Here is a 26,486-nt window from a genome sequence, read left to right on the forward strand (position 1 = left end):
TCAGTACCAAATAATGATCGATTCGCCCCTTACGCTGGGTCGAAGGAGGGAGCGGCCAGCTTCCGGGCATGGTCCCGGACGTCGGCGGGCCACCCTTCGATTTGCTCGTCGAATCGCTCGCGATGCCCGGCAAACAAGGACCGAGTCGCCTCCTCGAAGCCGGGAAGATCGCCGCCCATGTGGAGGAGGAAGTGGTAGGCCGCCTCGCGAGCCTTGCGGACCCGATCCGGCCCTTCGTTGGCCTTCCGAGCCTCCTCGACCAGCTTCCGGAGGGCGACCGACGCCCCGCCCGGCTGGTCGTTCAGCCATTCCCAGTGCCTCGGCAAGAGCGTGACCTCGCGGGCCACGACGCCCAGCCTGGGACGGCCCGGCCCCTTCGGCCCGGAGGGCTCGCGATCCGCCTCGCGGCGATCGTCGATCTCTCGCGCGATCCGCTCGCGGACTTCCTCCGGAGTCCCCCGGTAGTTCAAATCGAAGGCCTTGCCCGTGTCGTCCCGAAAGAGAAGGACCCGAGCCGCCCCCTCTCGGTCGCTGGCCGCCTTCGCTTCTAGGGCTACGTTAATCAGGTCGCCGGTCGCGAGGAGTCGATGCCCCTCGAAGGCCGTATAGGCCTTCCGCCCGTCGTTTTCCACGATCCATTCCTCCTAAAGAACAGAAGCTTCGGAGGAATATTACCCGGATAAAAATTTTTGTCAATTTTACCCGGGTAAAATAGTTCGAATTCCGCCAGGATGGACATCGCCCAATGGATTCGGAGTGCGGCGGGAGCGATACTCACCCTGCCATAAGATCCGATTAATCGGTGGAACGGAACTACTTGATGAACCCCAGCTATTGCCGACTCAATGTCCCGCTGAGCGACGCTCTGAAAAGATTCGCCACCTGGAACCACCTTGCGAAGGTTGGTCCGCTGATTCCGGCAACCGTAAGCGAGGCGATCCGGCTGGCGTGCGACGATCGAGGGATGTGGCGGGGAAATGCGGTCCTCATCTCGGAGGTCGCCGGGTGGACCCTCTTCGAAGACTTATCGGGGGCACTGGGGGCGATCCCGGCGAACAAATGGCTGGTATTCGCTGGCATGGATGAGATCTTGTACGTCGGCTACAACGACGCCATCCCTTATGCCGAGCTTGTGGCGATCCGCGACGGGCGGGTGATTCGGGAGTTCCTCGACGATCCAGGCTCCCCGGAGCCTCACATCAACACTGGGGCGATCGAGAGCGAATACGAGCCGTTCGAGTGCTGGTCGGATGTCGCTGGGTTCGTTGATGCGGACCCGCTAGGGTTCAGCGAGGCTGGACTGCTCTGGGTCTGGGATCGTCCTCCTGCAATGCTTGAACTCCCTCCTGATCAGACCGATAAGGGGAGGTGATGACCTATCATGAGACTTGACGGGACCACTCCATGAGGCTTCCGCGAATTCGCCTTTCGATCCGCCGGATGATGGCCGTGGTCGCCCTGGCGGCGCTGGGGCTCGTCTATGTTTTCCCGGAATGTCAAAGGCTCCTCTGGCACTATCGCCATCCCGAAGGGGTGTCGATGTTCGGGGCGTCGGTCCTCGTCCGTCCGGCGTCGAGTGATACGTTCCCGAACTATCCGGCGCGCCAACCCATCCGGATGCAGGAGGACTCCACCAGCGACCCGGCCCAATGGCTCCCCGCCGGGCTGTGGTTCCGGGTCGATGTGGTGGTGAGGGTGACCGACCCGACCAACTTCGCCAAGGTTTACCAGGAGCAGCGGCGGAGTCGCTGGGTGCGTTCCGGCGAGGTCGGCTCGGCCGGGCATCGAGGGACGGACATTTTCGAGATGACCCCTCCGAAGGTGGGCTCTTATGCGTTGCGTTTCGAGCAGGAGATGAGCGACGTATTCGGTCGGACGGGCTCGAACGGGCTCGCCACGACCTTCATCAACGTAAACTGATCAGATCTACCATTCCGAAGGAGGCCCGATGCTCCGATACCTCATCGGGAAGGCCCGAAGGATGAGAATGAAAGTCCACAAGCCGTTCGGCTCCGGGGCGGCAACCGGCCTCGTGCGGGTCTCGTTGTGCGACAGGAGCCCGGAGGTCGCCGGGCGGCTCGCCGACCTGTTCCGCGATGCGGAGGGCGTCGAAGTCCTGGAGGGCGACTTGCTGGGACTCGACTGCGACGCCCTGGTGAGCCCGGCCAACAGTTTCGGCTTCATGGACGGCGGGATCGACCACGCGATCGACCGCTTCTACGAAGGGGCGGCCCAGCCGGCGGTGCTCGAACGGATCGCCGAGCGGTTCTACGGCGAATTGCCGGTCGGCCAGGCCACGGTCCTCGACATGTCGAGCCGGCGCTACCCCTCGCTGGTGGTCGCCCCGACGATGCGGGTGCCGGGAGATGTCCGAGGGACGATCAACGCCTACCTGGCGATGAGGGCGGCCCTGGCGGCCGCCCTGGACCACAGAAAGAACGGCCAGGAAAGGATCACCAGCCTGGCGATTCCCGGACTGTGCACGGGGGTCGGCGGGATGTCCGCGGAGGAGTCGGCGGTGCAGATGAGAGCGGCGTACGACATGATCGTTGGCGGAGGCTGGCGGAAGGTCGTCCATCCGGCCTTCGCCCCGTTCGCGCTCGAACCGAAGGTGTCTGAAAGGCGCATTCGTTGACTTATGAACAATAAATGCGAGACATCAAGGCACGACGAGGCGACGCGAATGCCTGTCCCGAATTCTTGAAACAGGCGGATTTACCGCGAGTTTTCCGATGGGCAGGAGTGACACGCCACCCGGTAGGCGAAGGTCCTATGATGGATACATCGAGCTTGAACTCGAGCTCTCCCCCTTCCACCGCGAAACTTGGTCTGTCGCCATTCGGCGTGCACGTGTTCCTCCGCCCTGTCCTGGAGGCGTCGTTGGTCGGTCTGTCGGTGGGGCTGGCGGACGTCCATTATTCGGGCGATTTCAACGGGACGGGCTACGCCTATCTGCTGGCGGGTGCCGTTTTGGGGTACCGTCACGCGGGCCGATCGTGGCCTTGTTGGTTGCCGCTCGGGTTGAGCCTTTATGTCGTCCACGTCGCGGCGATCGCGTGCGGATACGAGCGGCCTTTCGTCGAGAAGGACATGCTGGCGGCCCGAGATACCTTGCCCTTCGCCCTGGTGGCCGGGATCGGGATCGCCATCGGTGCTTCGACGAGGTTCCTGCTGGCGGCCTTCGGGTGGTTCCGTCGCGCCGGGGAGGATCCGGTCCGTCTCTTGCCGAGGTCCACGAAAGGGACGATGGTCGCCGTGGCCGAGTTCGGGATCACCCTCGGCCTGATCCGCTGGATCGCCATCGACTCGGGCACGATCTACTCGGAGAAGTACAACGAGGCACGCTTCCAGCAGATCCGCGTCGGGATGACCTCCGGGCAGGTCGAGGCGTTGATCGGTCGCCCGCTCTATACCATGGATGGGTCAGGCGAAGGAAATCGGACCTGGGAATACTCCCGAGGCGCGGGGGACACCAGCAGTTACTGGCGTCGATGGGTCATGATGAGTGGGGGCAAGGTCGAGGAGGTGGTGAACGACTATTGGTGGGATTGATCGTCGAAGTCATCTGCGTGCGACGCGATTCCGGGCCTGGATCCGGCCCGATTCCGCGATCGGTGAAGGATCGACGAGGGTTGGGATGCGAGTGGTTACCAACCCCGATTCGAGGCAATGCGGGACGATAACTCGCCTCGATCCGAGGTCCTCGATTATGGAGTATCGATGGGAAACTCCGCTTCAATTCGGCGACGATGGTGGAAACACCTTCCCGTCCGCCTGAGCGTCCGCGCGATGATGGCCCTGGTGCTCATCGTCGGGGGAGGGCTCGGTTGGACAATGCATCGGGCCCGGCTCCAGCGGGAAGCGGTCCACGCGATCATGCGCGAACATGGTTATGTCAGGTACAACTGGGAAGGGCTCAACTTCCTCGCGAAGCCGACTCCGCCCGGCGACTCATTAGGGATACGCTGGGTTCTGGGGCCCCATTACTTCGACACGCCGATCTGCGTTTCCCTGTTTCAGAAGGCGGCCGACGATAGGATGATGGCCCATATCGGGCGATTGCGAGGCCTGCGAGTCCTTTCCCTTTCGGTCGAGGGTCCGACCCCACCCTCGGCAGAGGGCATGGCCGAGATCCGGCGGCTGAGTCACCTGGAGCAATTCAACGTAGGGAAAGGCGGCGACGCGAAGGGCTTTCTACCGCACCTCGGAGCCTTGAGCAAGCTTCGGTCGCTCGGCTGGTATTCGTCGGCCGCAACGGAGGCGGATCTAGGCATTATTGCCAATCTGGACCGACTGAGTAACCTGACGATCGACGGTGCGGCGCTCACCGAGGGGGGTCTGATGCGTTTGACTGAACTGCAAGCCCTGGAGAGGCTATCTATCGAAGGGCCGACGCCCGGCGTCGATTGGGAGGCTCGAGGCCGTTTCATCAAGGCGATGCCCAACCTCCGAGAGTTCATGCTGGACGGGCGAACGATCATCAGCGATCGGTGAGGGATATCTTCCGAGGAAAGTCAAATAGATCGAATGAACCGAACCAGGAGGGCGGTAGTGAAAGTGCCAGGCATGCGATCCACAGTCGGGCAGATGATGATCGCCGTGGCCCTGACAGCTTTCCTGATCCCTTTTACGATCGACATGATCCTGCTCGTCTTGTTCACGACTCTCGTCTTCTGGCTACCGGTCCTCTTCGTGGCCCGGTGGTGCGATGACCAGGTGGCGAGGTGGCCAATTCGGAGTATCGTGCTCGTCGCCCCGTTTGCCACTGCGGCGGGCTTCTGGACGCTTCGTGAGCCTACTTCCTGGCGATCTCTGGCGACCGGGGCGGCATTCGGGACGTGGGTCGTCGCGCAACTTTTGGGGCCGGCTGTCCTGGCTCGTCGGATTCGGCGTGGCGAATCCTTGGCGTCGGGCCATCTGCTCTGGTGCTGGTCCGGCCTGCTTACGACGAGCCAACTCTTCTACTTTCCTCATCCGCACCAAAGGGTGGCGGGCCTACAAATGTTGGTGGAGGGTGCCCAGCTAACTTTGGTGATCGTGGTGCTACTGGCCCTCTATGGGAGTAGGCCCGTCGACCGGCTGGCCGCCTGGAAGCATCATGCCGGATGGGTCCTGGTGGAATTCGACGTCATTTTGTGGGGATGGTATGCAGCCCAGTTCCTCCGATGAGGCGATCTCCCACGGTCCTATTGCTCTAATTGTAATCTCGTATCCTCCAACGGGATCGGCTCGTCTTGGAACCTCCGTGCGATCCGGATAAACTGGAACATTCGCGTGCGAACTCGCCGACTCTCCGATGACCCTCAACCGGACTCCTCCCATGCCCGCCGATTCCACCGCCCCCTCCATGCGTTCGGACACGATCAAGAAGGGCGACGCCCGCGCGGGGCACCGGAGCCTCCTCCGGGCGACCGGGGTGGGCGAGGGGGACTGGGATAAGCCGTTCATCGCGATCTGCAATAGCCACGTCGACATCATCCCGGGGCACGTCCACCTCCAGGAGGTGGGCAACTACGTCAAGGAGTGCGTCCGGGCGGCTGGCGGGGTCCCCTTCCTGTTCAACACGATCGGCGTGGATGACGGGATCGCGATGGGCCACAACGGGATGAAGTTCTCGCTCCCCTCCCGCGAGATCATCGCCGACAGCGTCGAGACGATGATCGAGGCCCACCGGTTCGACGGGATGATCTGCATCCCGAACTGCGACAAGATCGTGCCGGGGATGTTCATGGGGGCGATGCGGGTGAACGTCCCCACCGTGTTCGTCTCGGGCGGGCCGATGGAGGCGGGCAAGACCTCCGACGGCAAGGCGATCGACCTGATCGACGCCTTCGTCGCCGGGGCCAAGCGGCAGAGCGGGCAGATCTCGGCCGAGGAGCTGGACGAGATCGAGAAGGCGGCCTGCCCGACCTGCGGGAGCTGCTCGGGGATGTTCACCGCCAACAGCATGAACTGCCTGGCCGAGGCCCTGGGCATGTCCCTGCCCGGCAACGGCACGATCCTAGCGACCTCGGCCGACCGCAAGACGCTCTACGAGGCGGCCTCGAAGCGGATCGTGGCGATGGCCCGCGACTTCGGCAGGCTCGGGACGGGTCACGGGCTGCTCCCTCGCGAGATCGCCACCGCGAGCGCCTTCGACAACGCGATGATCCTCGATATGGCGATGGGCGGCAGCACCAACACCGTGCTGCACATCCTGGCCATCGCTTACGAAGCGGGCGTCCCCTTCACGCTGGACCGGATCCACGAGCTGGCCCGCCTGACCCCGAACATCTGCAAGGTGGCCCCTTCGAGCCATTATCACATCGAGGACGTGGCCCGCGCCGGGGGCATCCACGCGATCCTGGGCGAGATCGCCCGAGGCAAGCCGGGCCTGCTGGACCTGTCCTGCCGGACCGTGACCGGGAAGTCGCTGGGCGAGAACATCGACGAGTACGACACCCGGAGGAGTACGGCCGCAGCCGAGGCCCGGATGATGACGCGGGTCCGGCCCGGCGGCGAGCGGACTAATCAGGCCTGGACGGTCCCGAGCGTGAGGGCCAGCGAAGATTCGCAGGTGGCCGGGCTGGCCCTCCTGGAAGCCGAGGGGGAGGCCGAGAGTCCCGATGGGCCGGGCTCGGATGGTTTCGACCCGTTCGACGTGATCCGGCCCTGCGATCGGGCCTACTCGCAGGAAGGGGGCCTCTCGGTCCTCCGGGGGAACCTGGCCCCCGACGGCGCGGTGGTGAAGACGGCGGGGGTCGACCCCAAGATGCTGGTCCACTCCGGGCCTGCGGTGATCTTCGAGAGCGAGATCGACGCCTACAACGGGATCGTCTTCGGCAAGGTGAAGGCCGGCGACGTCGTCGTGATCCGCTATGAAGGCCCCAAGGGGGGCCCGGGGATGCAGGAGATGCTGGCCCCGACCACCGCGATCAAGGGGGTCAACCTCGGCGACAAGTGCGCCCTGGTGACCGACGGGAGGTTCTCGGGGGGGACGGCCGGGGCCTCGATCGGCCACGTCAGCCCGGAGGCGGCCGTCGGCGGCCCGATCGGCCTGCTCCGCGATGGCGACCTGATCGAGATCGACATCCCCAACGGCAAGCTCGCCGTGAAGCTGACCGACGCAGAACTCGCGACTCGCCGGGAGTCGTGGACGAAGCCGGCCCCTCGGTTCACCAAGGGCTATCTGGCCAAGTATGCCTCGATGGCCACCAGCGCCGACACCGGGGCGATCCTGAAGTGGGATTGAGGAAGGTCGATGATCGCCCGTGACCCGGCCTCGGCAGGGTCACCCCTTCCGTTTCAGGGGTGTTCGGCGCAGGCCTGGGCCGGCGACCAGTACCAGCCCTGGGGATCCCAGCATCGACCAAGGGACATCTTCTTCCCTTGCTCATACATTTTCTGGGAAGCCTCCTTATCCCCCAACTCCTCCGAAGCTCGCCCGTTGATGAACAGGCAGGTCGCGACGTCATTGAGTAACCCGTTCCGCGCGATTTGACGCTTCTCCTCCTCGTTGGCTTCGCCGATGGGTAAGACGGCCCCCTGGGCCAAGAGCGACTTCTGCATGGCGGTTGCCCCGCTCTGAAATTCGACGATGCACCGGTTCGAAAAGAGCGCAGCGGCCGGGAATTTATCGCTCACGTAGGCGGCCCAGGCCTTGGCGGTATAGATCTCGTGGGGGGGCTTGTCGGCCCATTCGGGATTCGTCAGGTAATCCTCGGCGGCCTCGGCCGGCGCCCAGAACCAGCCCCCCTTGGCATCCCAACTCCGGGCGTCGGGGTACTTGATGGCTTCGAGTAGTGCGACCTGGGTCTTTCCCTTGTCGCTCAGACGATCCCACGCACGTCCCTTGATGTAATAGCTCGTGGCGACATCATTCAGCGGGCCATTGCCGTGGATTTGCTTCTTCAGGGCGTCGGAGACGATCCCGTTCGGGACCTTGGTCCGTCCCTTTTTCAGTTCGGCCTGCTTGCGATTGGCGGTGCCTCGGAACTCCTTGATGCAACGATCGGCGTGCTCGATGGCGAGCATGTATTGTCCCGATACGAACGCCTTCCAGGCGGCTTCCGTCTCCCGCTCATGCAAGGGCCGATCGGCCCGGGTGGGCCACGCAAGGAAGGTCGCCATGGACGCCGAAGCCAGGACGATCGTGGTGAGTGCCCGGGGGACTTTCACGTCGAAACTCCTTCGCGTCAGGGGATGCCTTGGTGAGGCGAGATCGGGGAAAACATCGAGGTCAAACCGTCCGGATCGCGAGAGGCCGTCGTCATTGGCCTGAGGGAGGGCCGAGTGCCTCCAGGGTGTCATTGGCCTTGAGTCCCGGTGACCAGAAGGATTGGTCGTCGGGATTCCAGCAGCGGGCTTTGTTGAGGAGCGCGGCTTGCTGGTAGGCCTGACGTGCTCGTTCGGATTCCTGGGTTTCTTCGAGCGAACGACCCATAATCCAGAGACAGGTGGCGACATCATTCAATACGCCATTCTGGAAGATCTTGTCCCTGACTTCGGGGCTGGCCTTGCCCTCGGGGAAGTCGATCGACTGGTTGAGCAACTGCTTCTGGATTCGATTCGCATCGCCCTGAAAGTCCTTGACGCAAAGACTGGCCGCCTCGATTGCCTTCTTGTAGTCCTTCGCCCGGTAGTAATCCCAGGCCTGGTCCGTGTAGACCATGTGGAGCGCCCGGGGAGCGTCCTTCGGCACTTTGAGATAAGTGAGGAGACCGGCGAAGAGGAGGAGTACCAACACGACCGTAGCGAGCCCGATTCGTTTCGGTCGATTCCCACGATTCACGGGACATTCGGTGGGGTGCGTGTAAATCTCGAGGGCCTCGACGACCTCGGCGGGGGTCGGATAGCGATTCTCGGGCTGCTTGGCCATCATCCGCCGGATGACGTTCGCCAGGCCGGGGGGCAGATCGGGGCGCAGCCTCTCGACGGGCATCGGCTCGTCCTTGCTGTGGCGGAGTAGCTTCTGGTAGGCATTGCCTTCGGGAAAGGGCGGCTGCCCGGCCAGGAGGTGGTAGAGCGTGCATCCGAGACTGTAGATGTCGGCTCGAATATCGACCGAGTGGGAGTTCGTCGCTTGCTCCGGCGAGATGTAATCGGGCGACCCGAATGTCTCTCCGGGCAGTGTGATTGTCGAACCGCCCTGGACGAGGAAGGCCAGGCCGAAATCGGCAATCTTCACGGCCGATCCCCTGGTGGACCGAAGCAGGTTCGACGGCTTGATGTCCCGGTGGACCGTCTGGTGATCCGAGAGGTGTTGCAAGCCCCGGGCGACCTGCTGGGCCAGGCGACACGCCTCGATGATCGGAAGGATCCCGCTTCGATTGATTACCTTGGCGAGGTCCTCGCCATCCACATATTCCATGACGAAATAAGGGCATGAGTCCATGACGCCCGCATCCAGCGCCATGACCACGTTCGGGTGGCTCCCCAATGCGGCAAGCCGGTCGATTTCCTGCTGAAAGCGGGCCACGAAGTGCTTGTCCGTCACCAGGTGCTCGCGAATCAGCTTCAAGACGACCCACCTCGATGGCATCTCCTGGTGTTTCGCCTTGTAGGTTTCCCCCATCCCGCCCCCGCCCAGATACTCATGGATGCTGTATTTGCCGATGGTATCTCCCGGCCGTCGGGAGCCGAAACCGGCCGAGCCCTTGATCGTGGGCGGTACGCGATCGCCGTCGGTGGCAGCCTGATTCGAGTCCATGAGTTCGGATTCTTCCGACGATTCGGAGTCGAACGTCGCTCGGGCGATCTCCAGATCCGGCCCGAGAAATTTCGCGAGATACTCTTCCCGATCTGGTAGGTTTCCGGTCTTCCGGAACAACTGCAATTCCCGGATGATCAATGCCCTCAAAAACTCGTCTCGATCGTCGGCGCCGCTTCTGTCGACGTAATCAAGCAGGTCAGGGCACTTGAGATCGAGGAACTCTTCTTCGAATTGGCGGAGCCACTCCAGACGTCGATTCGGACCGTCGTTGATATTCATGATCGACGAACTCCCGTCGCGCTGGGCGAATTTCCGCTGTCAAATCGTCGACGACTCGCGGGCCTGTCCGACCAAATGCCCTCTTTCCCCCTCGACCCATTTGTCTCGCGAGATCCTCGGTTCGATCGGTCTCCTCGATCATCTCTCTGTCCGGGCCTGTCCCCCCTCGGCGCGATCCTGGAGCGTGACGATCGTCGTCCCCGCGATGACGAATGCAATCCCGGCCACAGCACCGGCGATCAGGGGGGCGCGGAGGCTTCCCTCCCAGTGGTCGAGGTAGGCCCGATAGGTTTCGAAGGCCGCCCAGGCGAACAGGGCGACGGGGATTAACCACAGCATGGCCCTCGAAGCCCATCGGTGCGACATCGCCAAGCCCCTTTCCGGATCATGATTGGTAAATGATCGGTGTTTCTCGATGCTACCGATTTTTCGATGGGAAGCCAGGGACTGCTCGGGGATTTTCGACGGAAACTCGGTTTAGGCGGCCCCCGTCGCGGCGATCTTATTTGGCGAAGGGGATGAGAGGGGACGCGAGACCGGCCCGAAGGCCTCAGGTCTCTCCCTCGTCGATGGGATTCGGAGCCGACACCCTACCCTATCGCCAGGTGCCGCGTGACCTTCCAGAAGCTCGACGACCGTCAGTGTGATTCGCAGCCCCTTGGGGGCGGGCGTCCCGAATGCAAGAGGATGATCAGGTCGGTTCCTGATGTGCTGGATGTCGTGGCCGTGGTGTCCAATCCGGTCCGGTACCGGACCCGATACGACCTATTTCGCGCCTTCGAGTCCCACGTCCAGGGCGCGGGGGCTCGCTTGACGGTCGTCGAGATGGCCTTCGCCAATCGGCCGTTCGAGGTGACGGAGCCGGGGAATCCCCACCACATCCAGGTCCGATCGGCCCACGAGTACTGGGCCAAGGAGAACCTGATCAACCTGGGGATCGCCCGGCTCCCGCGGGATGCCCGGTACATCGCGTGGGTCGACGCCGACCTCACCTTCGCCCGTCACGACTGGGTCCAGGAGACGCTCCAGCAGCTCCAGCACCACGCCATCGTCCAGATGTTCGCCGAGGCCCACGACCTCGGGCCTGAGGGGATGATCATCAACTCGTTCCGATCCTTCGCCTTCAGCCACGTCCACGGGATCACCCGCAAGCGTGGCGGCCAGGCGGGATACGGCGGCGGTGCCCCTCCCCTGCCCGTCAATCCCCGGATCGCGTACTGGCATCACCCCGGATTCGCCTGGGCGGCGCGTCGCGAGGCGTTGGACGTCCTCGGCGGGTTGTTCGACGTCGCGGTGGTCGGCGAGGCCGACTACATCATGGCCAAGTCGCTGGTCGGCGAGGGGCTCGACGTCCTCTATCCCGGGGTTTCGCCGGGCTATCGGAAGGCCGTGATGGACTGGCAGGCCCAGGCCCTGAAGCTCCGGGGCGACCTGGGCTATGTGCCGGGTGCCGTCCTCCACCACTGGCACGGCAAGAAGGCGAATCGCAAATACTGGGACCGCTGCAAGATCCTGACGGATACCCAGTTCGACCCCGCGGTGGACCTCAAACGCGACTGGCAAGGGCTCCACCAGCTCGTCGATCACGGCCACGCCCGCTCGATCGTCCTCCGAGAAGCGATACGGTCCTACTTCCGTTCGAGGAATGAAGACAGTATTGAACTCTGACGAATCGAATTCGAAGGCGAGAGGTCGGGCGAACCCAGGCCCACGGATCGTGGTGGATGGGCCCGGGCCAGCCCGACCTCTCCCAACATCCTGGGTCGCTCAGGGCAGCCGGCCCCCGGTTTTCTCCAAAATTTTCTCGGACTGTTCGGCCGAGAGGACCTTCCCGGCCTCTTCATGGACCGAACGGAGGCGGAAGGCGACGACCGATCGTCCCTCCAGCTTGAAGGTCGCCTTGCCCTCGTGGAAACTGACCTCGGCTTCCGGCTCGGCGGTGTCGAAGAGCAGTTCCCAGTGGCGTGAGGACTGATGTTCGGGCATGGTGAAATCGATCGGCTCGTGGTAGGCGTTGAGGAGGATCAACACCGTCTCGCCGACGATCCGATCCCCTTCCTCGTCGAGATCCTCGATCAGGTCCCCGGCCAGCAGGACGCCGACGCACTGGATGAATCCGGCCGCCCAGTCGGCCTCGGTCATCTCGCCGCCGACCGGCGAGAGCCAGGCGATGTCCTTGACGCCCCGGATCGGCCGGCCCTTGAAGAATCTCCGACGCTGGAAGACCGGCTGGGTCGCTCGGATGTGGACCAGCTTGGCGACGAACTCCAGGAACGATTCGCGTTCCTCGTCGAGTTCCCAGTCGAACCAGGTGATCTCGTTGTCCTGGCAGTAGGCGTTGTTGCTCCCCTTCTGGGTGTGGGAGAGTTCATCCCCCCCGCAGATCATCGGGACGCCTTGGGAGAGGAGGAGCGTCGCCATCAGGTTGCGTTTCTGCCGCGCCCGGAGTTTCAGGATCTCGGGGTCGTCGGTCGGCCCTTCGGCTCCGCAATTCCAGCTCCGATTGTCGTCGGCCCCGTCCCGGTTCTCCTCGCCGTTGGCCTCGTTGTGCTTCTCGTTGTAGCTGACGAGGTCGTTCAGCGTGAAGCCGTCGTGGCAGGTGACGAAGTTGATGCTGGCGTAAGGCTTCCGGCCATCGTCGCGGTAGAGGTCGCTGGAGCCGCTGAAGCGGGTGGCGAACTCGTTGAGGGTCCCCCCCTCCCCCTTCCAGAACGACCGGACGCAGTCGCGATACATCCCGTTCCACTCGGTCCAGAGGACCGGGAAGTTGCCGACCTGATAGCCGCCGGGGCCGACGTCCCAGGGCTCGGCGATGAGCTTGACCTGCGAGACGATCGGGTCCTGGTGGATGATGTCGAAGAACGTGCCCAGCCGGTTGATCTCGTGGAGTTCCCGGGCCAGGGTGCTGGCCAGGTCGAACCGGAAGCCGTCGACGTGCATCTCGGTGACCCAGTAGCGGAGGCTATCCATGATGTGCTGGAGCATCCGGGGGTGCGACATGTTCGGCACGTTGCCGCAGCCGGTGAAGTCCATGTAGAAGCGGGGGTGCTCCGGCGAGAGCATGTAATAGGCGGCGTTGTCGATCCCCCTCCGGGAGAGGGTCGGCCCCATTTGGTTCCCTTCCGCCGTGTGGTTGTACACGACGTCCAGGATCACCTCGATCCCTTCCGAGTGGAGGGCCTTGACCATCGACCGGAATTCGCGGACCGGGTCGGAGCCGGCATAGCGGGCGTCGGGCGCGAAGAAGTTCAGGGTATTGTAACCCCAATAATTGACAAGTCCCTTTTCGAGGAGGTGGCGGTCGTCGAGGTGGTAGTGGACCGGCAGGAGCTCGACCGCGGTGATTCCGAGCTTTTTGAAATGATCGAGGCTGGCCTCGCTCGCCACGCCAGAGTATCTGCCGCGGTCGGCCTCGGGCACGCCGGGGTGGAGCTTGGTGAAGCCCTTGGGGTGGACCTCGTAGATGACCGTCTTGTGCCAGGCGGTGTTCGGGTGCCGATCGTCCCCCCAGTCGAAGGTGTTGTCTACCACCTGGGCCAGCGGGGCGTATGGGGCGCTGTCGTCCTCGCTGAACGAGAGGTCCTCGGCCTCGTCGCCGATCTTGTACCCGAAGAGTGAATCGTGCCAGCGGATTTCGCGACCGATCGCCTTGGCGTAAGGGTCCATGAGAATCTTATTAGGATTGAAGCGGTGGCCGTTTTCGGGCTCGTAGGGGCCGTAGACCCGATATCCGTAAAGTTGACCGGGCTTGATGTCGGGGAGATAGACATGCCAGACCAGATCGGTCTGCTCGGGCATCCGAATCCGGCTCGATTCGTGCTCGGATTCGGGCGAATCGAACAGGCAAAGCTCGACCTTGGTCGCGTTTTCGGAAAAGAGGGCGAAATTGACGCCCTTGCCATCCCAGGTGGCTCCGAGCGGATTCGGTGTCCCCGGCTTCGTCTTCATCAATTCCCCCAACAGTCTTGGAATAGATCCGTCGCGATTCGGCGATTGGGACAGGCCAATCGGAACTTTTGGAGCCCAAAGCACCATGATACCGGCTGCAACTGCAAGTCGAATGCCGATCGGGTGCAGGACGACCGGATTTCCGTTGCGATCGTGATACGATCGGGACAGGATCGGACCTGGAGTGTTCGGATTCTTCGGCATTTCGGGAATTAATTTGGAAGGAAATACCGGCTCCAGGGGATGATGTGTGTAAGGTCCACTTGGCGGTCGGGCGAATCGAATCATGACGATGCAATATCGGCGGGTGATGGTCGAGGATCTTCAGTCACTCTTCCACCTGGGAGCGATGGGGGGATGGAGCGACCGGAGATTATTGACCCACTTCGTTGAGGCCGAGTCGGGACGCGAATCGGCATTTCGGGTGCTGATCCACCGGCATGGGCCGATGGTCCTGTCGGTCTGTCGACGAGTCCTGGGCGACCCTCACGCGGCCGAGGATGCGTTCCAGGCCACCTTCCTGCTGCTGGTCCAGAAAGCCACGGCCGTCCGGGGCCGCGAGTCCCTGGCCGGCTGGCTCTATGAGGTGGCCCAGAGGCTCTCCCGGAAGGCCCGGAGCCGCGCCGAGCGCCGGAAGGTGGTCGAGGGTCAGGTCCCCGGGCGGATGGCCCTCCCGGATGAAGAACTGGATCGAGCCGAGGTCCGGGCCCTGATCGACGAGGAGATCCGCCGACTTCCACAGCGATATCGCGAGCCGTTCCTGCTTTGCTATACCGAGGGACTTCGCCACCACGAGATCGCCCAGCGCCTGGAATGTCCGGTGGGGACGGTGGAGAGTCGGCTCTCTCGGGCGAGGGATCGGCTCCGATCGAGCCTCGCCCGGAAAGGCCTGGCGATCACGGCCGGAATCGGGGCCGCCGCCCTCCTCCCCTCGAAGTGCTTCGCCTCGGTCCCGGCCAAGCTGGTCGAGTCGACGGCCCGATCGGCCGTGAAGGTGGTCTTCACCGGGAATGGCGTCGGAAAGGTGGTCGCCTGGGCCACGCTTTCTCAGGCGATCTCCGGGGCCAAGATCGGATCGACACTTCTCGGGATGGTCGCCTGTGGAGGCCTGATCATGGCCGGGTTGGGCTTTCATGCGGCGAATTCCGTCCCGGATTTGCCGAACGAGCCCCCGTCCTTCGAGGCGAGGCAGGCCCGCCCGGACCGGGTCGGCTCGCCCCCCCCGGTGAAGTCCCTCGAAGCCCCGAGTCCGATGAAATTGCCGGTCCCGAGTCGGTCGCACTCGGCGTTCGCGGTCCCCCTGGTCGGGATCAAACTCGACGGCCGGTTGGACGACTGGCCCAAGGACCTGGAGCGGTACCCGATCCGACAACGTCTGGCAAACCATCCCGACTACGATCCGATGCCCGTTGGCGATATCGATGATCCCCAAGCCGACTTCATGGCCGGTTATGATCCGAAAACGAGCAGGATCTATCTCGCGGTCGTCGTCCGTGATGACGACGCGTTGCCGAAGGATGGCAACCCTTACCAGACGGATGCCGTGGAAATTTATGTGGATGGATTGTTCTCCGAGAAGGCAGTCTCTGGCGGGATCCTCGATGCGACCAAGATGCCGGTGATCCAGTATGTCGGAGTTCCCGGCCCCGTCCCGGCCTACAAGGACCCCCGGGGTCTGAACCCCTCCCTCATGTACGGTGATGGGCGTAAGTCGACGACCGAAATGGCTTTCAACCGGGTCGGAAACGTCACGACTTATGAGTGGGCGGTTCAGCCATTCGATCATTATCCCGATCAGCCGACCGCATTGAAGGCGGGCCAGAGAATCGGACTCGATGTCGTCGTGGTGGACAAGGACCGCGACCGCAAGAAGCCGGCCTGGCTTTTCTGGGGCCCGCAGCCTACCGGCTTCAAGGGCTGGGACGCCGGCAATATCGGCGAATTGATCCTGATCGAAGGTCGTTGAGACCAGAGCTTCGTCAGCTCGACTGAGTCACCCGGATGGATTCCTCCAGGCGTGAGCGGTTCGCTCCGCGCGCAGGAAGAAAGCACTTTATCTCCGACCCCCTACGTTAACTTCTTAAGGATGATGAATGATGATCCAGAACATGATCACGGCCTCGATTCGTTGGACCGGCTCCTGCCTACTGGGCGGGGGTATTCTCTGGCATGTCGCGAGTCTGGTTGGGCCGACCGAGGGCGAGGTGGTCATCCACGTCACCGAGGTGGGGGCGGTCGTGACGGTCGACGGCCTTCCGTATCGGAGCGACCCGGATCAGGGCTCTTCGATCGTCTGCAATCTCCCGGTGGGGACCCATACCTTGAGGACCTATCGAGGAGAGCAACTCATCCAGGAGGAAAACTTCACCATCAATCCCGGCAACGACGTGGTGCTCACGGCCCATGACCCGTCCGCCTATGAGGGGAAGCCGACCCAGGTGATCGACCCTCGTCGCTGACGGGTTGATGCGATCGGTCGGGGGCATTCGTACCTGGAGATCCCGAAACGACCTTGTGACGTTTCGGGATCTTCGTCATTTGTGACCCGGAACGCTCTGGCGACCCTGGAGCGTCGCTCGATCGGCCTCCGGGATCCCGGAGTTCTGACCGGCGGGAGAACTTGAATCGGCGGGCGACGTCGCCCATTCCGCGTCCGGCACGAACGGAAACGGCGTCCTTCGGACGCCGTTGTCTGGCCAGGTTCCAAAAACCGACCCTGCTTCAAGTTTGTGGTCGATGTCGGCCAGTGACACTCGCCCACATGAATAGCGGCGGAGGGATTCGAACCCCCGACACGCGGATTATGATTCCGCTGCTCTAACCAACTGAGCTACGCCGCCTCACGCGGTCTTTCCCGATTCTCGGCACTTGAAGAGTGCTAGGCGGGTGTCCCGGTCAGAGAGACATAATTTATCGAACCGACTCGACCTTTGCAAGATGACCACGAGGTGAAAGCGGGATCGCGCGGCGGAATCCTGCGAGATACCGCCGCGTCATCCCGGTCCGACGTAGGGTGATCAGGCCAGGAGTTCCTTGATCACGTGGGCGGGTTCGACCCCGGTCAACTTCTGGTCGAGTCCCTGGTATCGGTAGGTGAAACGCTCGTGGTCGAATCCCATGAGGTGCAGGACCGTGGCGTGGAAGTCGCGGATGTGGACCGGGTCCTTCACGATGTTGTACGAGAAATCGTCGGTCTCGCCGTAGACGGTCCCTGGCTTGATCCCACCCCCGGCCATCCACATCGTGTAGCAACGCGGGTGGTGGTCCCGACCGTAATTGTCCTTGGTCAGTCCGCCCTGCGAATAAATAGTCCGGCCGAATTCGCCGCCCCAGATGACCAGCGTCTCATCGAGCAGGCCGCGCGACTTGAGGTCCTGGATCAGGCCCCAGCAGGGCTGGTCGACGTCCTTGCACTGGCTTGGGAGCCGGACCTTGACGTTACCGTGCGTGTCCCAATTGTTGTGGTAGATCTGGACGAACCGGACCCCCCGCTCGACCATCCGGCGGGCCAGGAGGGCGGAGTGGGCGAAGCTCCCCGACTTCTTGATGTCCTCGCCGTAGAGTTCATAAGTTGAGGGAGGCTCGGCGGAAAGGTCGGTCAGATCCGGGACGCTCGACTGCATCCGGTAAGCCAGCTCGTATTGCTCGATCCGGGTGTGAGTCTCGGGGTCGCCGACTCGCTGATAGGTGACCTCGTTGAGCGCCCGGAGGCCGTCGAGGGTCTTCCGTCGGACCTCGGCGGGCACCCCGTCCGGATTATTGATGAAAAGGATCGGGTCTCCCCCGCTCCGGAAGGAGACGCCCGCATGCTCGCCGGGCAGGTAGCCGGAGGTCCAGAGCCGCGCCGAGATGGCCTGGATCTGCTCGGTGTTGGAGGGCTTGGCGACCAGGACCACGAAGGTCGGGAGGTTCTCGTTCGCCGAGCCCAGCCCGTAAGAGGCCCACGAGCCGAGGCACGGGCGACCGGTGACCATGTTGCCGGTCTGCATCAGGGTGATGGCCGGCTCGTGGTTGATCGCCTCGGTATTCATGCTCCGGATGAAGCACATGTCGTCGACCATCTTGGCCGTGTGGGGGAGCAGTTCGCTGACCCACATCCCGGACTGGCCGTGCTGCTCGAACTTGTACTTCGAGGGGGCGATCGGGAACCGCTTCTGGCCCGAGGTCATCGTCGTGAGGCGTTGGCCGTTCCGGATCGATTCCGGCAGGTCCTTGTCATACATCTCGTCCATCTTCGGCTTGTAGTCGTACAAGTCGAGCTGCGACGGTCCTCCGACCATGTGCAGGTAGATGACCCGCTTGGCCTTGGGGGCGAAATGGGCCAGGCCCGGTAATTCCCCCTCCATGGCATTGGCGCGGCTGGTGAGGGCCTTGGGGCCCATCAACGAGGCCAGCGCGGCCCATCCGACCGCGTTGACCCCCCGCCCCAGGAACTGGCGACGCGATTCGGCCCGGATGTACTCTTGCAGCGGATTCATGGTCATTCCCCTCGAAATCAGCCCTCGATCGATCCGGCCCGCGTCTCAGCCCGACCTCCCCGATCTCAGTAGGCCAGGGAGAACCCTGCCCGATCGGGGAGATCTCCAGGTCTTATTTGTTCAGGACTTCGTCCAGATTCATCAGCTCATTGGCCAGCATGGTCCAGGCGGCCAGCTCGGGGGCGGCCAGGCTCGGGTCGGCCTTCGACTCGCCGACCTGGATCAGCTTGGTCGCGTCCTCGGGGTGGGACTTGTAGAAGTCGTGGAGCGCGTCGAACGACTCGCGGACGACCTTGACCTCCTCGGGGGTCATCGGGCGGGCCAGGAGCCGTCGGGCGGCCAGGTCGATCCGTCCTTCGACGGTCTCCCCGCCTTCCTTGAGGACGATCTGGGCCAGGTTACGGGCAGCCTCCACGAACTGGGTGTCGTTCAGCGTCACGAGGGCCTGGAGCGGCGTGTTGGTCCGCTCGCGGCGGACGGTGCAGACCTCTCGGGCCGGGGCGTTGAAGATGTCCATCGAGGCCGGCGGCGCGGCTCGCTTCAGGAAGGTGTACATGCTCCGCCGATAGAGCTTGTCGCCGTGATCCTGGACATAGTTCCGTGTGTCGCTGCCGGGCATGGCCACGGCTTCCCAGACCCCTTCGGGCTGATAGGGCCGGACGCTCGGCCCGCCGATCTGCTTGACGAGCTCGCCACTGACCGCCAGGGCGTAGTCTCGGATCATCTCGGCGTCCATCCGGAACCTGGGCCCTCGGGCCAGGTAGCGGTTGGCGGGGTCCTTCTCAATCTGGTCGGGCGTGGCGGCGGCCGACTGGCGATAGGCGGCCGAGGTGACCAGGAGCCGGTAGAACGCCTTGACGTCCCAGCCCTTGTCGCGGAACTCGAGCGCGAGCCAGTCGAGCAGTTCGGGGTGCGAGGGGAGTTCTCCGCTCAAGCCGAAGTCGCCCGTTGTCTTGACCAGGCCGGTTCCGAAGACTTCCTGCCAGAAGCGGTTGACCGTGACGCGGGAGGTCAGCGGGTGCTCGGGCCGGACCAGCCACTGGGCCAGGCCCAGGCGGTTCTTGGGGAGGTCGGAGGCCATCGGAGGCAGGATGTCGGGGGTGTCGGCACTCACCGGTTCGCGACGTTTATCGTAATCCCCTCGAGAAAGGATGAACGCCATCGCCGGTTCGGGCTTCTCGTTCATGACGTGGGCGATCGTCCCGCGGGCCTTGAGCGCCGCCTGCTCCTGTTCCAGAGCGGTCAGCTTGCCGGTCAGTTCCTTCGACTCGGCGACCTGGCTGGCAAAGTACCAGGTGAAGACGGGATCGACCTCGGTGGGGGTCCGCTGGTCGAGCGGCTTGGAGGCGAGGTCGAAGGCCTGACTGGCCCCGTAAAGCTGGGCGACGTCCTCGGCCGAGAGGGCCCTGGCATAGACCCGGAGATCATGGAAGGCGGCGTCCTCGACCCGGGAGGAATTGCTCCGCTGGCCGATCTTGAAGGGGACCTTCGTGCGGATCGAGCCCTTGAGGGTGTCGGCGGCGATCGCGGACGAGCGGAGCTTGCCGTCCACGTAGATCTGGATGCCCGACGCCTTGCCCGATCCGTCGTAGGTCACCAGGACGTGATTCCATTCGTTGGGCTTGAGGGTCCCGTCGGAGACGACCTTGAGCGCGTCTCCTTCCCACTTGCTGATGATGTGGGAGCCGACCTTTCCGCCTTCGAGCCAGAGATCCCAGCCTCGATAGTTGTCGGCGTCGTCCATCCGGGAAAGGATGGCCCCGTCGAGGGTCTTGGTCGGACGGATCCAGGTCCCGTAGGAGAAGGCCTGATCCTTCTCGAAGTCGCCCACGTCGGCCAGCTCGATCCCCTCGCTGGCGGTCTTCTTGGCGGCCGAGTCGCGATCGTCGAGCCTGGCCCGGAGCTTGAGGCCGTCGGTTGGGATGAAGCCCGAGATCGAGGCGGGGGTTTGGGTGGCGAACCACTTGTCGAACTCGGGACGGGCGGCCTCTCGCCGGGAATCGAGGGCCTTCTTGGCGGTCTCGACCTCGCCGACAAGCACGCTCCAGCGAGCCCGATCGGATTCCTCGGGGACGAAGACGATGGGCGGGGTGTCCTTGACGTTACCGTCCATCGCCCGCTGGGTGGTGTTGTTGAAGAATGCCGAGAGTTCGTAGAACTCACGCTGGCTGATCGGATCGAACTTGTGGTCATGGCAGACGGCGCATCCGGTGGTCAGCCCCATGAAGGTCTGGGATACGGTCTCGGTCCGGTCCCGGGCATAGAGAACGAGATATTCCTCGTCGATCGCCCCGCCTTCGCTGGTGGTGATGTTGCACCGGTTGAACCCGGAAGCGATCTGCTGGTCGAGCGACCGGTCCGGGAGGAGGTCCCCCGCGAGCTGCTCGACGGTGAACTGGTCGAACGGCATGTTGGCGTTGAAGGCCTTGATGACCCAGTCGCGGTAAGACCAGATCTCCCGGTAATTGTCGATGTGGATCCCGTGCGTGTCGCCATAACGGGCGGCGTCGAGCCAGTAGCGGGCCCGGTGTTCGCCCCAATCGGGGGATTCCAGGAGGCGGTCGACGTATTTCTCGTAAGCGTCGGGGGAGTCATCGTTGACGAACGCTTCGACCACGGGCGGGGTTGGCGGGAGGCCGGTCAGGTCGAGACTGGCCCTCCGAGCGAGGACCCTCCGATTCGCCTCGGGGCTGGGCGTCAGGCCCTTCTCTTCCATCTTGGCGAGCAAGAAGCGGTCGATCGGGTTCTTGACCCAGCCAGCATCCTGGACCGCAGGGGGCTCGGGTCGGACTGGGGCGATGAAGGCCCAGTGCGGCTGGTACTCCGCGCCCGACGCGACCCAACGCTTCAGGATATCCTTCTGCTCGGCCGTCAGGGGCTTCTTGGCCTCGGGAGGCGGCATCACCTCTTCGGGATCTTCGGAGAGAACTCGGAGAATCATCTCCGATTCCTCGGCGTTGCCCGGCTTGAGTGCCCCGGCCTCGATGGCGGCCTCGCGCTTGTCGAGTCGGAGATCGGCCTTGCGTGAGCCGCTATCCGGCCCGTGGCAGACGAAGCAGGTCTCGCGGAGGATCGGCCGGACGTCGCGGTTGAATTCGACGTCTCCCGCGGCCTGGGCCGGGCTTGGAGCGACCAGGACGACGCCCGCCAGGAGCAACCCGAAGGCACTCCGGAGCGTCGGTCGCGACCGAAGGACGACCCTGTTCCCGTTCTGGCTCATCGAGATTCCCCTCTTCGACGGTCCGAATGATGCGGCCTCGCTGGCGCCGGTCGGGCCGGGCCACTCGCCTCGTCCGATCGATTTCTTGGCCTTGCGTAGTGGAAGCCAACATTAAGGAGGGTGGATTTCGGCGCAAGCCCCCGACCCGATCATTTCAGGTTCGGGCCACTCGTGGGCAAGGCTTCCAAGTCATTCAGGCCAGGGGATCGACCGGGGCGTGGCATCGGCACGAGGATTTACTACATCTAACTTAGGTAGGCCCGCGATGGTTGGTCAAGGGTTTAACCTTCAAATCGACGCCACCCTGTTCCGGCCGCGACGACGCTCGACCATAATATCCGGCCCGAGAGCCGACGAATCCACCGAGGGCATCCGATGAGCGACCGAATCATCTTGAGGACGGGAGAGGCCCTGGTTGAGGGGGCTGAGGACTACATGGCCGCCGAACCCGAGGTCGTCATCGGAGAACTCGACGGGCCGGTCGGCCACGCCCTCGCCAATCTGATCGGCGATCAGGTCAAGGGCCACACCCGGGTCTTCGCGATCCTCAACAGCGACGTCCAGGTCCGCCCCGCGACGGTGATGGTCAGCAAGGTGACGGTCAAGAATGCGAAATACACCAACATCCTGATGGGGACGGTCCAGGCGGCCATCGCCCACGGGGTGCTCGACGCCGTCCGGGCCGGCGACATCCCCAAGGAGAAGGCGAACGACCTGGGGATCATCTATTCGGTCTGGCTTGACCCGGCGGTGCTCAAGGTGGACGACCTCGACCACAAGGCCCTCTTCGCCACCCATCGCGAGGCGACGGCCAAGGCGATCGGCAAGGCGATGAGGAACGAGCCGACGATCGACTGGCTCCTGGAGAACCAGGAGAACATCGAGCATTATTTCCATCAGCAAGGGGTCGAGGGTAATCTTTGATCGTTAGAAGTTGACGTCTGACGAGATCGGAGAGGGGGATTCATGGCCATCAACGTCCGCTTCGAGGGTGAAATTGCGATCCTGAGCAACTTCGCCCGGCTCATGAACGACCCTCGACACTTCGACGCCGTGCGGGACCTCCGCGAGCTTCTCGATCAGGGCTATCGGCGGTTTGTACTCGATGTCGGCGGGGTCCGCGAGACCGGATCGACGGTCCTCGGGCTCTTGACCACGCTCACCCGACAGGTCCGGAATTCGGGCGGCGAGGTGGCGCTGGCCAACGTCTCGCCTCCCCTGGAGAAATACCTGGAAGAGATGCGCATGGATGCCTACTGGGACGTCTTTGATGATTCCGAGGGGGCTTCGGAGTTCCTGGATCGCTCGAAGCCCGGCGGGCCGGATCCGGGTTGAGACCGGGGCTCGGCGTTCAGCGTGAGCCCCGGACGGTGGGCGTTTCGACGACCTTCCGGAGGAAACCCAGGAGTGTCCGGCGGTATAGCTCGAGGTCGGCCTGGAGATATCTCAGGTGCCCGGCATTCTCGAAGACCACGAGATTCCCGTGCGACCGGACCCGATCGAAGAGTTGCCCGACCTGCTCGGGGGTGGCCTTCCGATCGTGTCGCCCCGCGATGAGGGTGATGGGGACGTCCTGGGGCACTCCCCCGATCGCCTGGAGGGGAGACGTCTTTTCCAGATCGGGCGCAACCAGGGGTGCGACGGTCAGAAGTCCCTGGAACGCGACCCATTCCAGCCCGATGGGGAGCATCTCCCTGGTCCGGTTCCTGACGGCCGATTTGAGGTCGAGATAGGGGGCTTCCAGGAAATAGCCCGAGACCCTGTGGCCCAGCTCGCCCGAGGCGAAAGTCGCGGCCGCAGCCCCGAGCGACGACCCGAGGATGAGGATCGGCCTCCCCGGTCGCCGACGTTCCATGGACTCGACCGCGGCCACCACGTCGTGGCGCGCCGAATAGCCGATGTCGTTGTGATTGCCCGAAGAATCGCCGTGGGCTCGAAGTGTGACCAGAAGGACCGAGCATCCTTCATTCGCGAGTAATTCGGCCCTCGAAAGGCTCTGGGATCGGTTCCCCCCGTTCCCGTGGAGGAGGATTACCGAAGGCCCCTGCCCCGTCCCCTCGGCGAACCAGGCTCCCAGGTCGTGCCCGTCTCGGGTCGATAAACGGAGCCCCTCGAACTCCGCCCAGGCAACCGAGGGGGTGGGCTCTTCGTGCCGGGTCCCCTTGCGCTGGGTCAGGTGATGGGCCACGATCAGCGATCCCAGCAACCAGAGTCCAGTCAGGCCGATGGCGGCGATCAGGAACCTCTTCAACTTGCGACGGGAGCGCGAGGCCTGATCGGGAGGGATCGTCGATGACATGGTCGGAGGTCTCCGGGACTGCGGGACTCGAAGATTATGGCCCGACAGGGCGATTGCGCGTAGTCGGGACGACTCCGGGGGTTGACTCGGGGGTAGCCGACTTTCATAGACTTCCTGCGATCAGGGCGGGTCTCGCCCGATCGAGACACCCGACCGGAGCCGCATGCATGGAATATCGAACACTGGGCCAGTCGGGTTTGCGGGTCTCGGCCATCGGGCTCGGCTGCATGGGTATGTCGGACTTCTACGGCGAGCGGGACGACGCCGAGTCCGTTGCCACCTTGCATCGGGCCCTGGACCTCGGGATCAACTTCCTCGACACGGCCGACATGTACGGCCCTTATACCAATGAGCAACTCGTGGGTCGGGCCATCCAGGATCGCCGGGACAAGGTGGTGCTCGCCACCAAGTTCGGCATCCTCCGCTCGGCCGAGGACCCGACCTTCCGGGGGGTCAGCGGCAAGCCCGACTACGTCCGGTCGTCCTGCGACGCCTCGCTGAAGCGGCTGGGCGTCGATCACATCGACCTTTACTACCAGCACCGAGTCGACCCGGAAGTCCCGATCGAGGAGACGGTGGGAGCGATGGCCGAACTGGTCCGGGCGGGCAAGGTCCGCCATCTCGGGCTCTCCGAGGCCGGGCCGTCGACGATCCGCCGGGCCCAGGCCGTCCACCCGATCTCGGCGCTCCAGACCGAATACTCGCTCTGGAGTCGCGACCCCGAGGACGAGATCCTGCCCACTTGCCGGGAGCTGGGGATCGGCTTCGTCCCCTACAGCCCGCTCGGCCGAGGGTTCCTCACCGGTCAGTTTCGGTCGCCCGACGACTTCGAGCCCGACGATTATCGGAGGCGATCGCCGAGGTTTCAGGGGGAGAACTTCGCCCGGAACCTGGAGCTGGTCGACCGGATCAAGGCGATCGCCGTCGAGAAGGGAGTAACCGCCTCGCAACTGGCCCTTGCCTGGGTCCTGGCCCAGGGGCCGGACCTCGTCCCGATCCCGGGGACCAAGCGCCGGAAGTATCTGGAAGAGAACGCGGCGGCCATCGATCTGGAGTTGAGTCCGGCCGATCTGTCGCGGATCGACGAGGTTGCCCCCAAGGGTGCGGCCTCGGGAGACCGCTATCCGACCTCGATGATGTCTTCGGTCGGTCGTTGAGGTTGACGATCGGTCGAACCTTCCTACCATGTCGAGGCTCCGATCCCGGGGTCCGCGGGCGGGCTCGTCGGATTTCGGTTGATCCTCGGGAGGTCGGTCCATGAGTCTTGCCGACGGTGCCAAAGGTCCCGAAGTCCCCTCGGTGAACGAGCGGGCCGTCCTGTTCATCCTGGCCTCGGTGCAGTTCACCAGCATCATCGACTTCATGGTGATCATGCCGCTGGGTCCGCAACTGATGCGGACGCTATCCATCAGCCCGGCCCAGTTCGGGCTGGTCGTCTCGTCCTACACGCTGAGCGCGGGCCTGGCCGGGGTGGTGGCCTCGTCATTGGTCGATCGATTCGGGCGGAAGGCGGCTTTTCTCGGGCTCTATGTCGGATTCCTGGTCGGGACCTTGCTTTGCGGGCTGGCCCCCAACTATGGGTTGCTCCTGGCGGCCCGCGTGGTGACCGGGGCCTTCGGCGGGATCATGGGCGGGATGGCGATGGCCATCATCGGAGACGTCTTCCCCGACGAGCGTCGAGGCCGGGCGAGCGGGATACTGATGTCCGCGTTTTCGATGGCCTCGGTGGTGGGTGTCCCCTTCGGGCTCTTCCTGGGGACCCGTTATGGCTGGCACTCTCCGTTCTTGATGCTCGTCGTCCTGGGAATACCGATTCTCGCCTGCGGAGTCTTCATCCTCCCGCCCTTGAAAGGTCATCTGACCAGGACCTCGGCGAACGCAGGCACGAGATTGGTGGAGATGTATACCCATCCTAACCACCTCCGAGCATTTGCGTTGGTGATCACCTTGATGTTCGGGACTTTTCTGGTCGTCCCGTTCATCAGCCCTTACCTGGTCGCCAACGTGGGAGTCCTGGAGAAGGACCTCCCCTGGATCTACGTCGGGGGTGGGGCGCTTTCGCTCATCTCATCACCGCTGATCGGACGCTGGGCCGACCGCGCCGGGAAACTGCTCGTTTATCGAATCATCGCTCCCTGCTCGGCCCTGATGATGATCTTCCTGACGAATCTTCCCAGGTCGGGACTTCCGCTCGCGGTCCTGGCGGTTTCGCTCTTGATCGTCTGCAACTCGGGCCGGATGGTCGCGGCGATGGCCATGATCACGGGGAGCGTCGAGCCCCGACTCCGAGGCGGATTCATGAGTGCCTATTCCTCGGTGCAGCACGTCGCGGCGGGGATTGGGTCGTTCGTCGCTGGCCTGATCATTTTCGAAGGGGCCGACCATTCGCTCCGTCATTACTGGGTGGTCGGACTGATCGGGGCCACATCGACCTTGCTGAGCGTCTGGCTCGCCGGCCGGGTCCGTCCCGCGGTTTCGGACCCCAGGGCTCGTCAACGAGACTCGATGGAGGAGATCGTCCTCGATCCGGTCCCGGCGGCCGAGGCATTCTGATCGGAGGATCGGCGCTGG

22 protein-coding genes and 1 tRNA gene are annotated in these 26,486 nt (G+C 63.7%); 14 read left to right on the top strand and 9 right to left on the bottom strand.

Annotation, left to right across the window (positions count from 1 at the left end; genetic code table 11):
* Nucleotides 1–29: 29 nt before the first annotated feature.
* The gene (locus tag P12x_RS18645; RefSeq protein WP_435006054.1) at nucleotides 30–632 is read right to left on the bottom strand and encodes a DUF2239 family protein; all 603 of its coding nucleotides are present in this window, start codon (nucleotides 630–632) and stop codon (nucleotides 30–32) included.
* 188 nt (nucleotides 633–820) lie between these two features.
* Here P12x_RS18645 and P12x_RS18650 point away from each other — a divergent pair, with 188 nt between their 5' ends.
* The 7 genes from P12x_RS18650 (at nucleotide 821) to ilvD (ending at nucleotide 7,231) form a co-directional block, all read left to right on the top strand.
* Nucleotides 821–1,372, top strand: coding sequence for a hypothetical protein (locus P12x_RS18650; protein WP_435006056.1), 552 nt, complete (start codon nucleotides 821–823; stop codon nucleotides 1,370–1,372).
* Nucleotides 1,373–1,404: 32 nt separating this feature from the next.
* Nucleotides 1,405–1,920, top strand: a complete 516-nt coding sequence (locus P12x_RS18655) for a hypothetical protein (RefSeq protein WP_435006058.1) — start codon at nucleotides 1,405–1,407, stop codon at nucleotides 1,918–1,920.
* Nucleotides 1,921–1,981: 61 nt separating this feature from the next.
* Complete coding sequence (locus P12x_RS18660) at nucleotides 1,982–2,635, top strand: macro domain-containing protein (RefSeq protein ID WP_435006060.1); 654 nt, start codon at nucleotides 1,982–1,984, stop codon at nucleotides 2,633–2,635.
* 245 nt (nucleotides 2,636–2,880) lie between these two features.
* The gene (locus P12x_RS18665; RefSeq protein WP_435006061.1) at nucleotides 2,881–3,552 is read left to right on the top strand and encodes a hypothetical protein; all 672 of its coding nucleotides are present in this window, start codon (nucleotides 2,881–2,883) and stop codon (nucleotides 3,550–3,552) included.
* Nucleotides 3,553–3,720: 168 nt separating this feature from the next.
* Nucleotides 3,721–4,494: a hypothetical protein gene (locus P12x_RS18670; protein WP_435006063.1), complete on the top strand. Its 774-nt coding sequence runs from the start codon at nucleotides 3,721–3,723 to the stop codon at nucleotides 4,492–4,494.
* A gap of 72 nt (nucleotides 4,495–4,566) precedes the next feature.
* On the top strand, nucleotides 4,567–5,169 hold the full coding sequence (locus P12x_RS18675; RefSeq protein WP_435006064.1) for a hypothetical protein: 603 nt from the start codon (nucleotides 4,567–4,569) through the stop codon (nucleotides 5,167–5,169).
* Between the two features lie 151 nt (nucleotides 5,170–5,320).
* Nucleotides 5,321–7,231, top strand: coding sequence for a dihydroxy-acid dehydratase (gene ilvD, locus P12x_RS18680; RefSeq protein WP_435006066.1), 1,911 nt, complete (start codon nucleotides 5,321–5,323; stop codon nucleotides 7,229–7,231).
* Between the two features lie 53 nt (nucleotides 7,232–7,284).
* Here ilvD and P12x_RS18685 read toward each other — a convergent pair whose 3' ends face one another.
* From P12x_RS18685 to P12x_RS18695, 3 genes are all read right to left on the bottom strand, one after another.
* Nucleotides 7,285–8,157 carry a hypothetical protein gene (locus P12x_RS18685; RefSeq protein WP_435006068.1) on the bottom strand — a complete coding sequence of 291 codons (873 nt, stop codon included), beginning with the start codon at nucleotides 8,155–8,157 and terminating at the stop codon, nucleotides 7,285–7,287.
* Nucleotides 8,158–8,248: 91 nt separating this feature from the next.
* Nucleotides 8,249–9,970, bottom strand: a complete 1,722-nt coding sequence (locus P12x_RS18690; protein ID WP_435006069.1) for a serine/threonine protein kinase — start codon at nucleotides 9,968–9,970, stop codon at nucleotides 8,249–8,251.
* A 138-nt stretch (nucleotides 9,971–10,108) separates the two neighbouring features.
* A complete protein-coding gene (locus P12x_RS18695; protein WP_435006070.1) occupies nucleotides 10,109–10,336 on the bottom strand; it encodes a hypothetical protein in 228 nt (75 codons plus the stop codon).
* Nucleotides 10,337–10,657: 321 nt separating this feature from the next.
* Between P12x_RS18695 and P12x_RS18700 the strand changes: the two genes are divergently transcribed.
* The gene (locus tag P12x_RS18700; protein ID WP_435006071.1) at nucleotides 10,658–11,638 is read left to right on the top strand and encodes a hypothetical protein; all 981 of its coding nucleotides are present in this window, start codon (nucleotides 10,658–10,660) and stop codon (nucleotides 11,636–11,638) included.
* 99 nt (nucleotides 11,639–11,737) lie between these two features.
* Here P12x_RS18700 and glgX read toward each other — a convergent pair whose 3' ends face one another.
* Nucleotides 11,738–13,918, bottom strand: a complete 2,181-nt coding sequence (gene glgX / locus P12x_RS18705; RefSeq protein WP_435006073.1) for a glycogen debranching protein GlgX — start codon at nucleotides 13,916–13,918, stop codon at nucleotides 11,738–11,740.
* A 286-nt stretch (nucleotides 13,919–14,204) separates the two neighbouring features.
* Here glgX and P12x_RS18710 point away from each other — a divergent pair, with 286 nt between their 5' ends.
* Together P12x_RS18710 and P12x_RS18715 are read left to right on the top strand one after the other, a co-directional pair.
* Complete coding sequence (locus P12x_RS18710; protein WP_435006074.1) at nucleotides 14,205–15,884, top strand: sigma-70 family RNA polymerase sigma factor; 1,680 nt, start codon at nucleotides 14,205–14,207, stop codon at nucleotides 15,882–15,884.
* 127 nt (nucleotides 15,885–16,011) lie between these two features.
* A complete protein-coding gene (locus P12x_RS18715) occupies nucleotides 16,012–16,377 on the top strand; it encodes a hypothetical protein (protein WP_435006076.1) in 366 nt (121 codons plus the stop codon).
* A 307-nt stretch (nucleotides 16,378–16,684) separates the two neighbouring features.
* Here the strand turns inward: P12x_RS18715 and P12x_RS18720 are convergent.
* The 3 genes from P12x_RS18720 to P12x_RS18730 all read right to left on the bottom strand — a co-directional run bounded on the left by P12x_RS18720 (nucleotide 16,685) and on the right by P12x_RS18730 (nucleotide 21,616).
* Nucleotides 16,685–16,758: transfer RNA gene (locus tag P12x_RS18720), tRNA-Met, on the bottom strand.
* Nucleotides 16,759–16,935: 177 nt separating this feature from the next.
* Nucleotides 16,936–18,396: a DUF1501 domain-containing protein gene (locus P12x_RS18725; RefSeq protein ID WP_435006077.1), complete on the bottom strand. Its 1,461-nt coding sequence runs from the start codon at nucleotides 18,394–18,396 to the stop codon at nucleotides 16,936–16,938.
* A gap of 112 nt (nucleotides 18,397–18,508) precedes the next feature.
* Nucleotides 18,509–21,616, bottom strand: coding sequence for a DUF1553 domain-containing protein (locus P12x_RS18730; RefSeq protein ID WP_435006079.1), 3,108 nt, complete (start codon nucleotides 21,614–21,616; stop codon nucleotides 18,509–18,511).
* Nucleotides 21,617–21,991: 375 nt separating this feature from the next.
* Here P12x_RS18730 and fae point away from each other — a divergent pair, with 375 nt between their 5' ends.
* The gene (gene fae / locus P12x_RS18735; protein WP_435006080.1) at nucleotides 21,992–22,540 is read left to right on the top strand and encodes a formaldehyde-activating enzyme; all 549 of its coding nucleotides are present in this window, start codon (nucleotides 21,992–21,994) and stop codon (nucleotides 22,538–22,540) included.
* A gap of 42 nt (nucleotides 22,541–22,582) precedes the next feature.
* On the top strand, nucleotides 22,583–22,951 hold the full coding sequence (locus P12x_RS18740) for an STAS domain-containing protein (protein WP_435006082.1): 369 nt from the start codon (nucleotides 22,583–22,585) through the stop codon (nucleotides 22,949–22,951).
* Nucleotides 22,952–22,967: 16 nt separating this feature from the next.
* Here P12x_RS18740 and P12x_RS18745 read toward each other — a convergent pair whose 3' ends face one another.
* Nucleotides 22,968–23,915, bottom strand: coding sequence for an alpha/beta hydrolase (locus P12x_RS18745; RefSeq protein ID WP_435006084.1), 948 nt, complete (start codon nucleotides 23,913–23,915; stop codon nucleotides 22,968–22,970).
* A 167-nt stretch (nucleotides 23,916–24,082) separates the two neighbouring features.
* On the opposite strand from P12x_RS18745, the gene P12x_RS18750 reads away from it, so the two are divergent.
* Nucleotides 24,083–25,072 (top strand): aldo/keto reductase, encoded by a 990-nt coding sequence (locus P12x_RS18750; protein ID WP_435006086.1) that lies wholly within the window; start codon nucleotides 24,083–24,085, stop codon nucleotides 25,070–25,072.
* A gap of 100 nt (nucleotides 25,073–25,172) precedes the next feature.
* On the top strand, nucleotides 25,173–26,468 hold the full coding sequence (locus P12x_RS18755) for an MFS transporter (protein WP_435006089.1): 1,296 nt from the start codon (nucleotides 25,173–25,175) through the stop codon (nucleotides 26,466–26,468).
* Nucleotides 26,469–26,486 lie beyond the last annotated feature (18 nt).

Source organism: Tundrisphaera lichenicola (assembly GCF_051175385.1).
Lineage (GTDB): Bacteria > Planctomycetota > Planctomycetia > Isosphaerales > Isosphaeraceae > Tundrisphaera > Tundrisphaera lichenicola.

What these genes read in the sequence shown, in the direction of transcription:
- P12x_RS18745 (WP_435006084.1), bottom strand. Translation starts at nt 23,915, where the DNA reads ATGTCATCGACGATCCCTCCCGATCAGGCCTCGCGCTCCCGTCGCAAG.
- glgX (WP_435006073.1), bottom strand. Translation starts at nt 13,918, where the DNA reads ATGAAGACGAAGCCGGGGACACCGAATCCGCTCGGAGCCACCTGGGAT.
- P12x_RS18670 (WP_435006063.1), top strand. Translation starts at nt 3,721, where the DNA reads ATGGGAAACTCCGCTTCAATTCGGCGACGATGGTGGAAACACCTTCCC.
- P12x_RS18690 (WP_435006069.1), bottom strand. Translation starts at nt 9,970, where the DNA reads ATGAATATCAACGACGGTCCGAATCGACGTCTGGAGTGGCTCCGCCAA.
- ilvD (WP_435006066.1), top strand. Translation starts at nt 5,321, where the DNA reads ATGCCCGCCGATTCCACCGCCCCCTCCATGCGTTCGGACACGATCAAG.
- P12x_RS18655 (WP_435006058.1), top strand. Translation starts at nt 1,405, where the DNA reads ATGAGGCTTCCGCGAATTCGCCTTTCGATCCGCCGGATGATGGCCGTG.
- P12x_RS18750 (WP_435006086.1), top strand. Translation starts at nt 24,083, where the DNA reads ATGGAATATCGAACACTGGGCCAGTCGGGTTTGCGGGTCTCGGCCATC.
- P12x_RS18730 (WP_435006079.1), bottom strand. Translation starts at nt 21,616, where the DNA reads ATGAGCCAGAACGGGAACAGGGTCGTCCTTCGGTCGCGACCGACGCTC.
- fae (WP_435006080.1), top strand. Translation starts at nt 21,992, where the DNA reads ATGAGCGACCGAATCATCTTGAGGACGGGAGAGGCCCTGGTTGAGGGG.
- P12x_RS18715 (WP_435006076.1), top strand. Translation starts at nt 16,012, where the DNA reads ATGATGATCCAGAACATGATCACGGCCTCGATTCGTTGGACCGGCTCC.
- P12x_RS18710 (WP_435006074.1), top strand. Translation starts at nt 14,205, where the DNA reads ATGACGATGCAATATCGGCGGGTGATGGTCGAGGATCTTCAGTCACTC.
- P12x_RS18695 (WP_435006070.1), bottom strand. Translation starts at nt 10,336, where the DNA reads ATGTCGCACCGATGGGCTTCGAGGGCCATGCTGTGGTTAATCCCCGTC.
- P12x_RS18755 (WP_435006089.1), top strand. Translation starts at nt 25,173, where the DNA reads ATGAGTCTTGCCGACGGTGCCAAAGGTCCCGAAGTCCCCTCGGTGAAC.
- P12x_RS18660 (WP_435006060.1), top strand. Translation starts at nt 1,982, where the DNA reads ATGAGAATGAAAGTCCACAAGCCGTTCGGCTCCGGGGCGGCAACCGGC.
- P12x_RS18675 (WP_435006064.1), top strand. Translation starts at nt 4,567, where the DNA reads ATGCGATCCACAGTCGGGCAGATGATGATCGCCGTGGCCCTGACAGCT.
- P12x_RS18725 (WP_435006077.1), bottom strand. Translation starts at nt 18,396, where the DNA reads ATGAATCCGCTGCAAGAGTACATCCGGGCCGAATCGCGTCGCCAGTTC.
- P12x_RS18740 (WP_435006082.1), top strand. Translation starts at nt 22,583, where the DNA reads ATGGCCATCAACGTCCGCTTCGAGGGTGAAATTGCGATCCTGAGCAAC.
- P12x_RS18650 (WP_435006056.1), top strand. Translation starts at nt 821, where the DNA reads ATGAACCCCAGCTATTGCCGACTCAATGTCCCGCTGAGCGACGCTCTG.
- P12x_RS18700 (WP_435006071.1), top strand. Translation starts at nt 10,658, where the DNA reads ATGATCAGGTCGGTTCCTGATGTGCTGGATGTCGTGGCCGTGGTGTCC.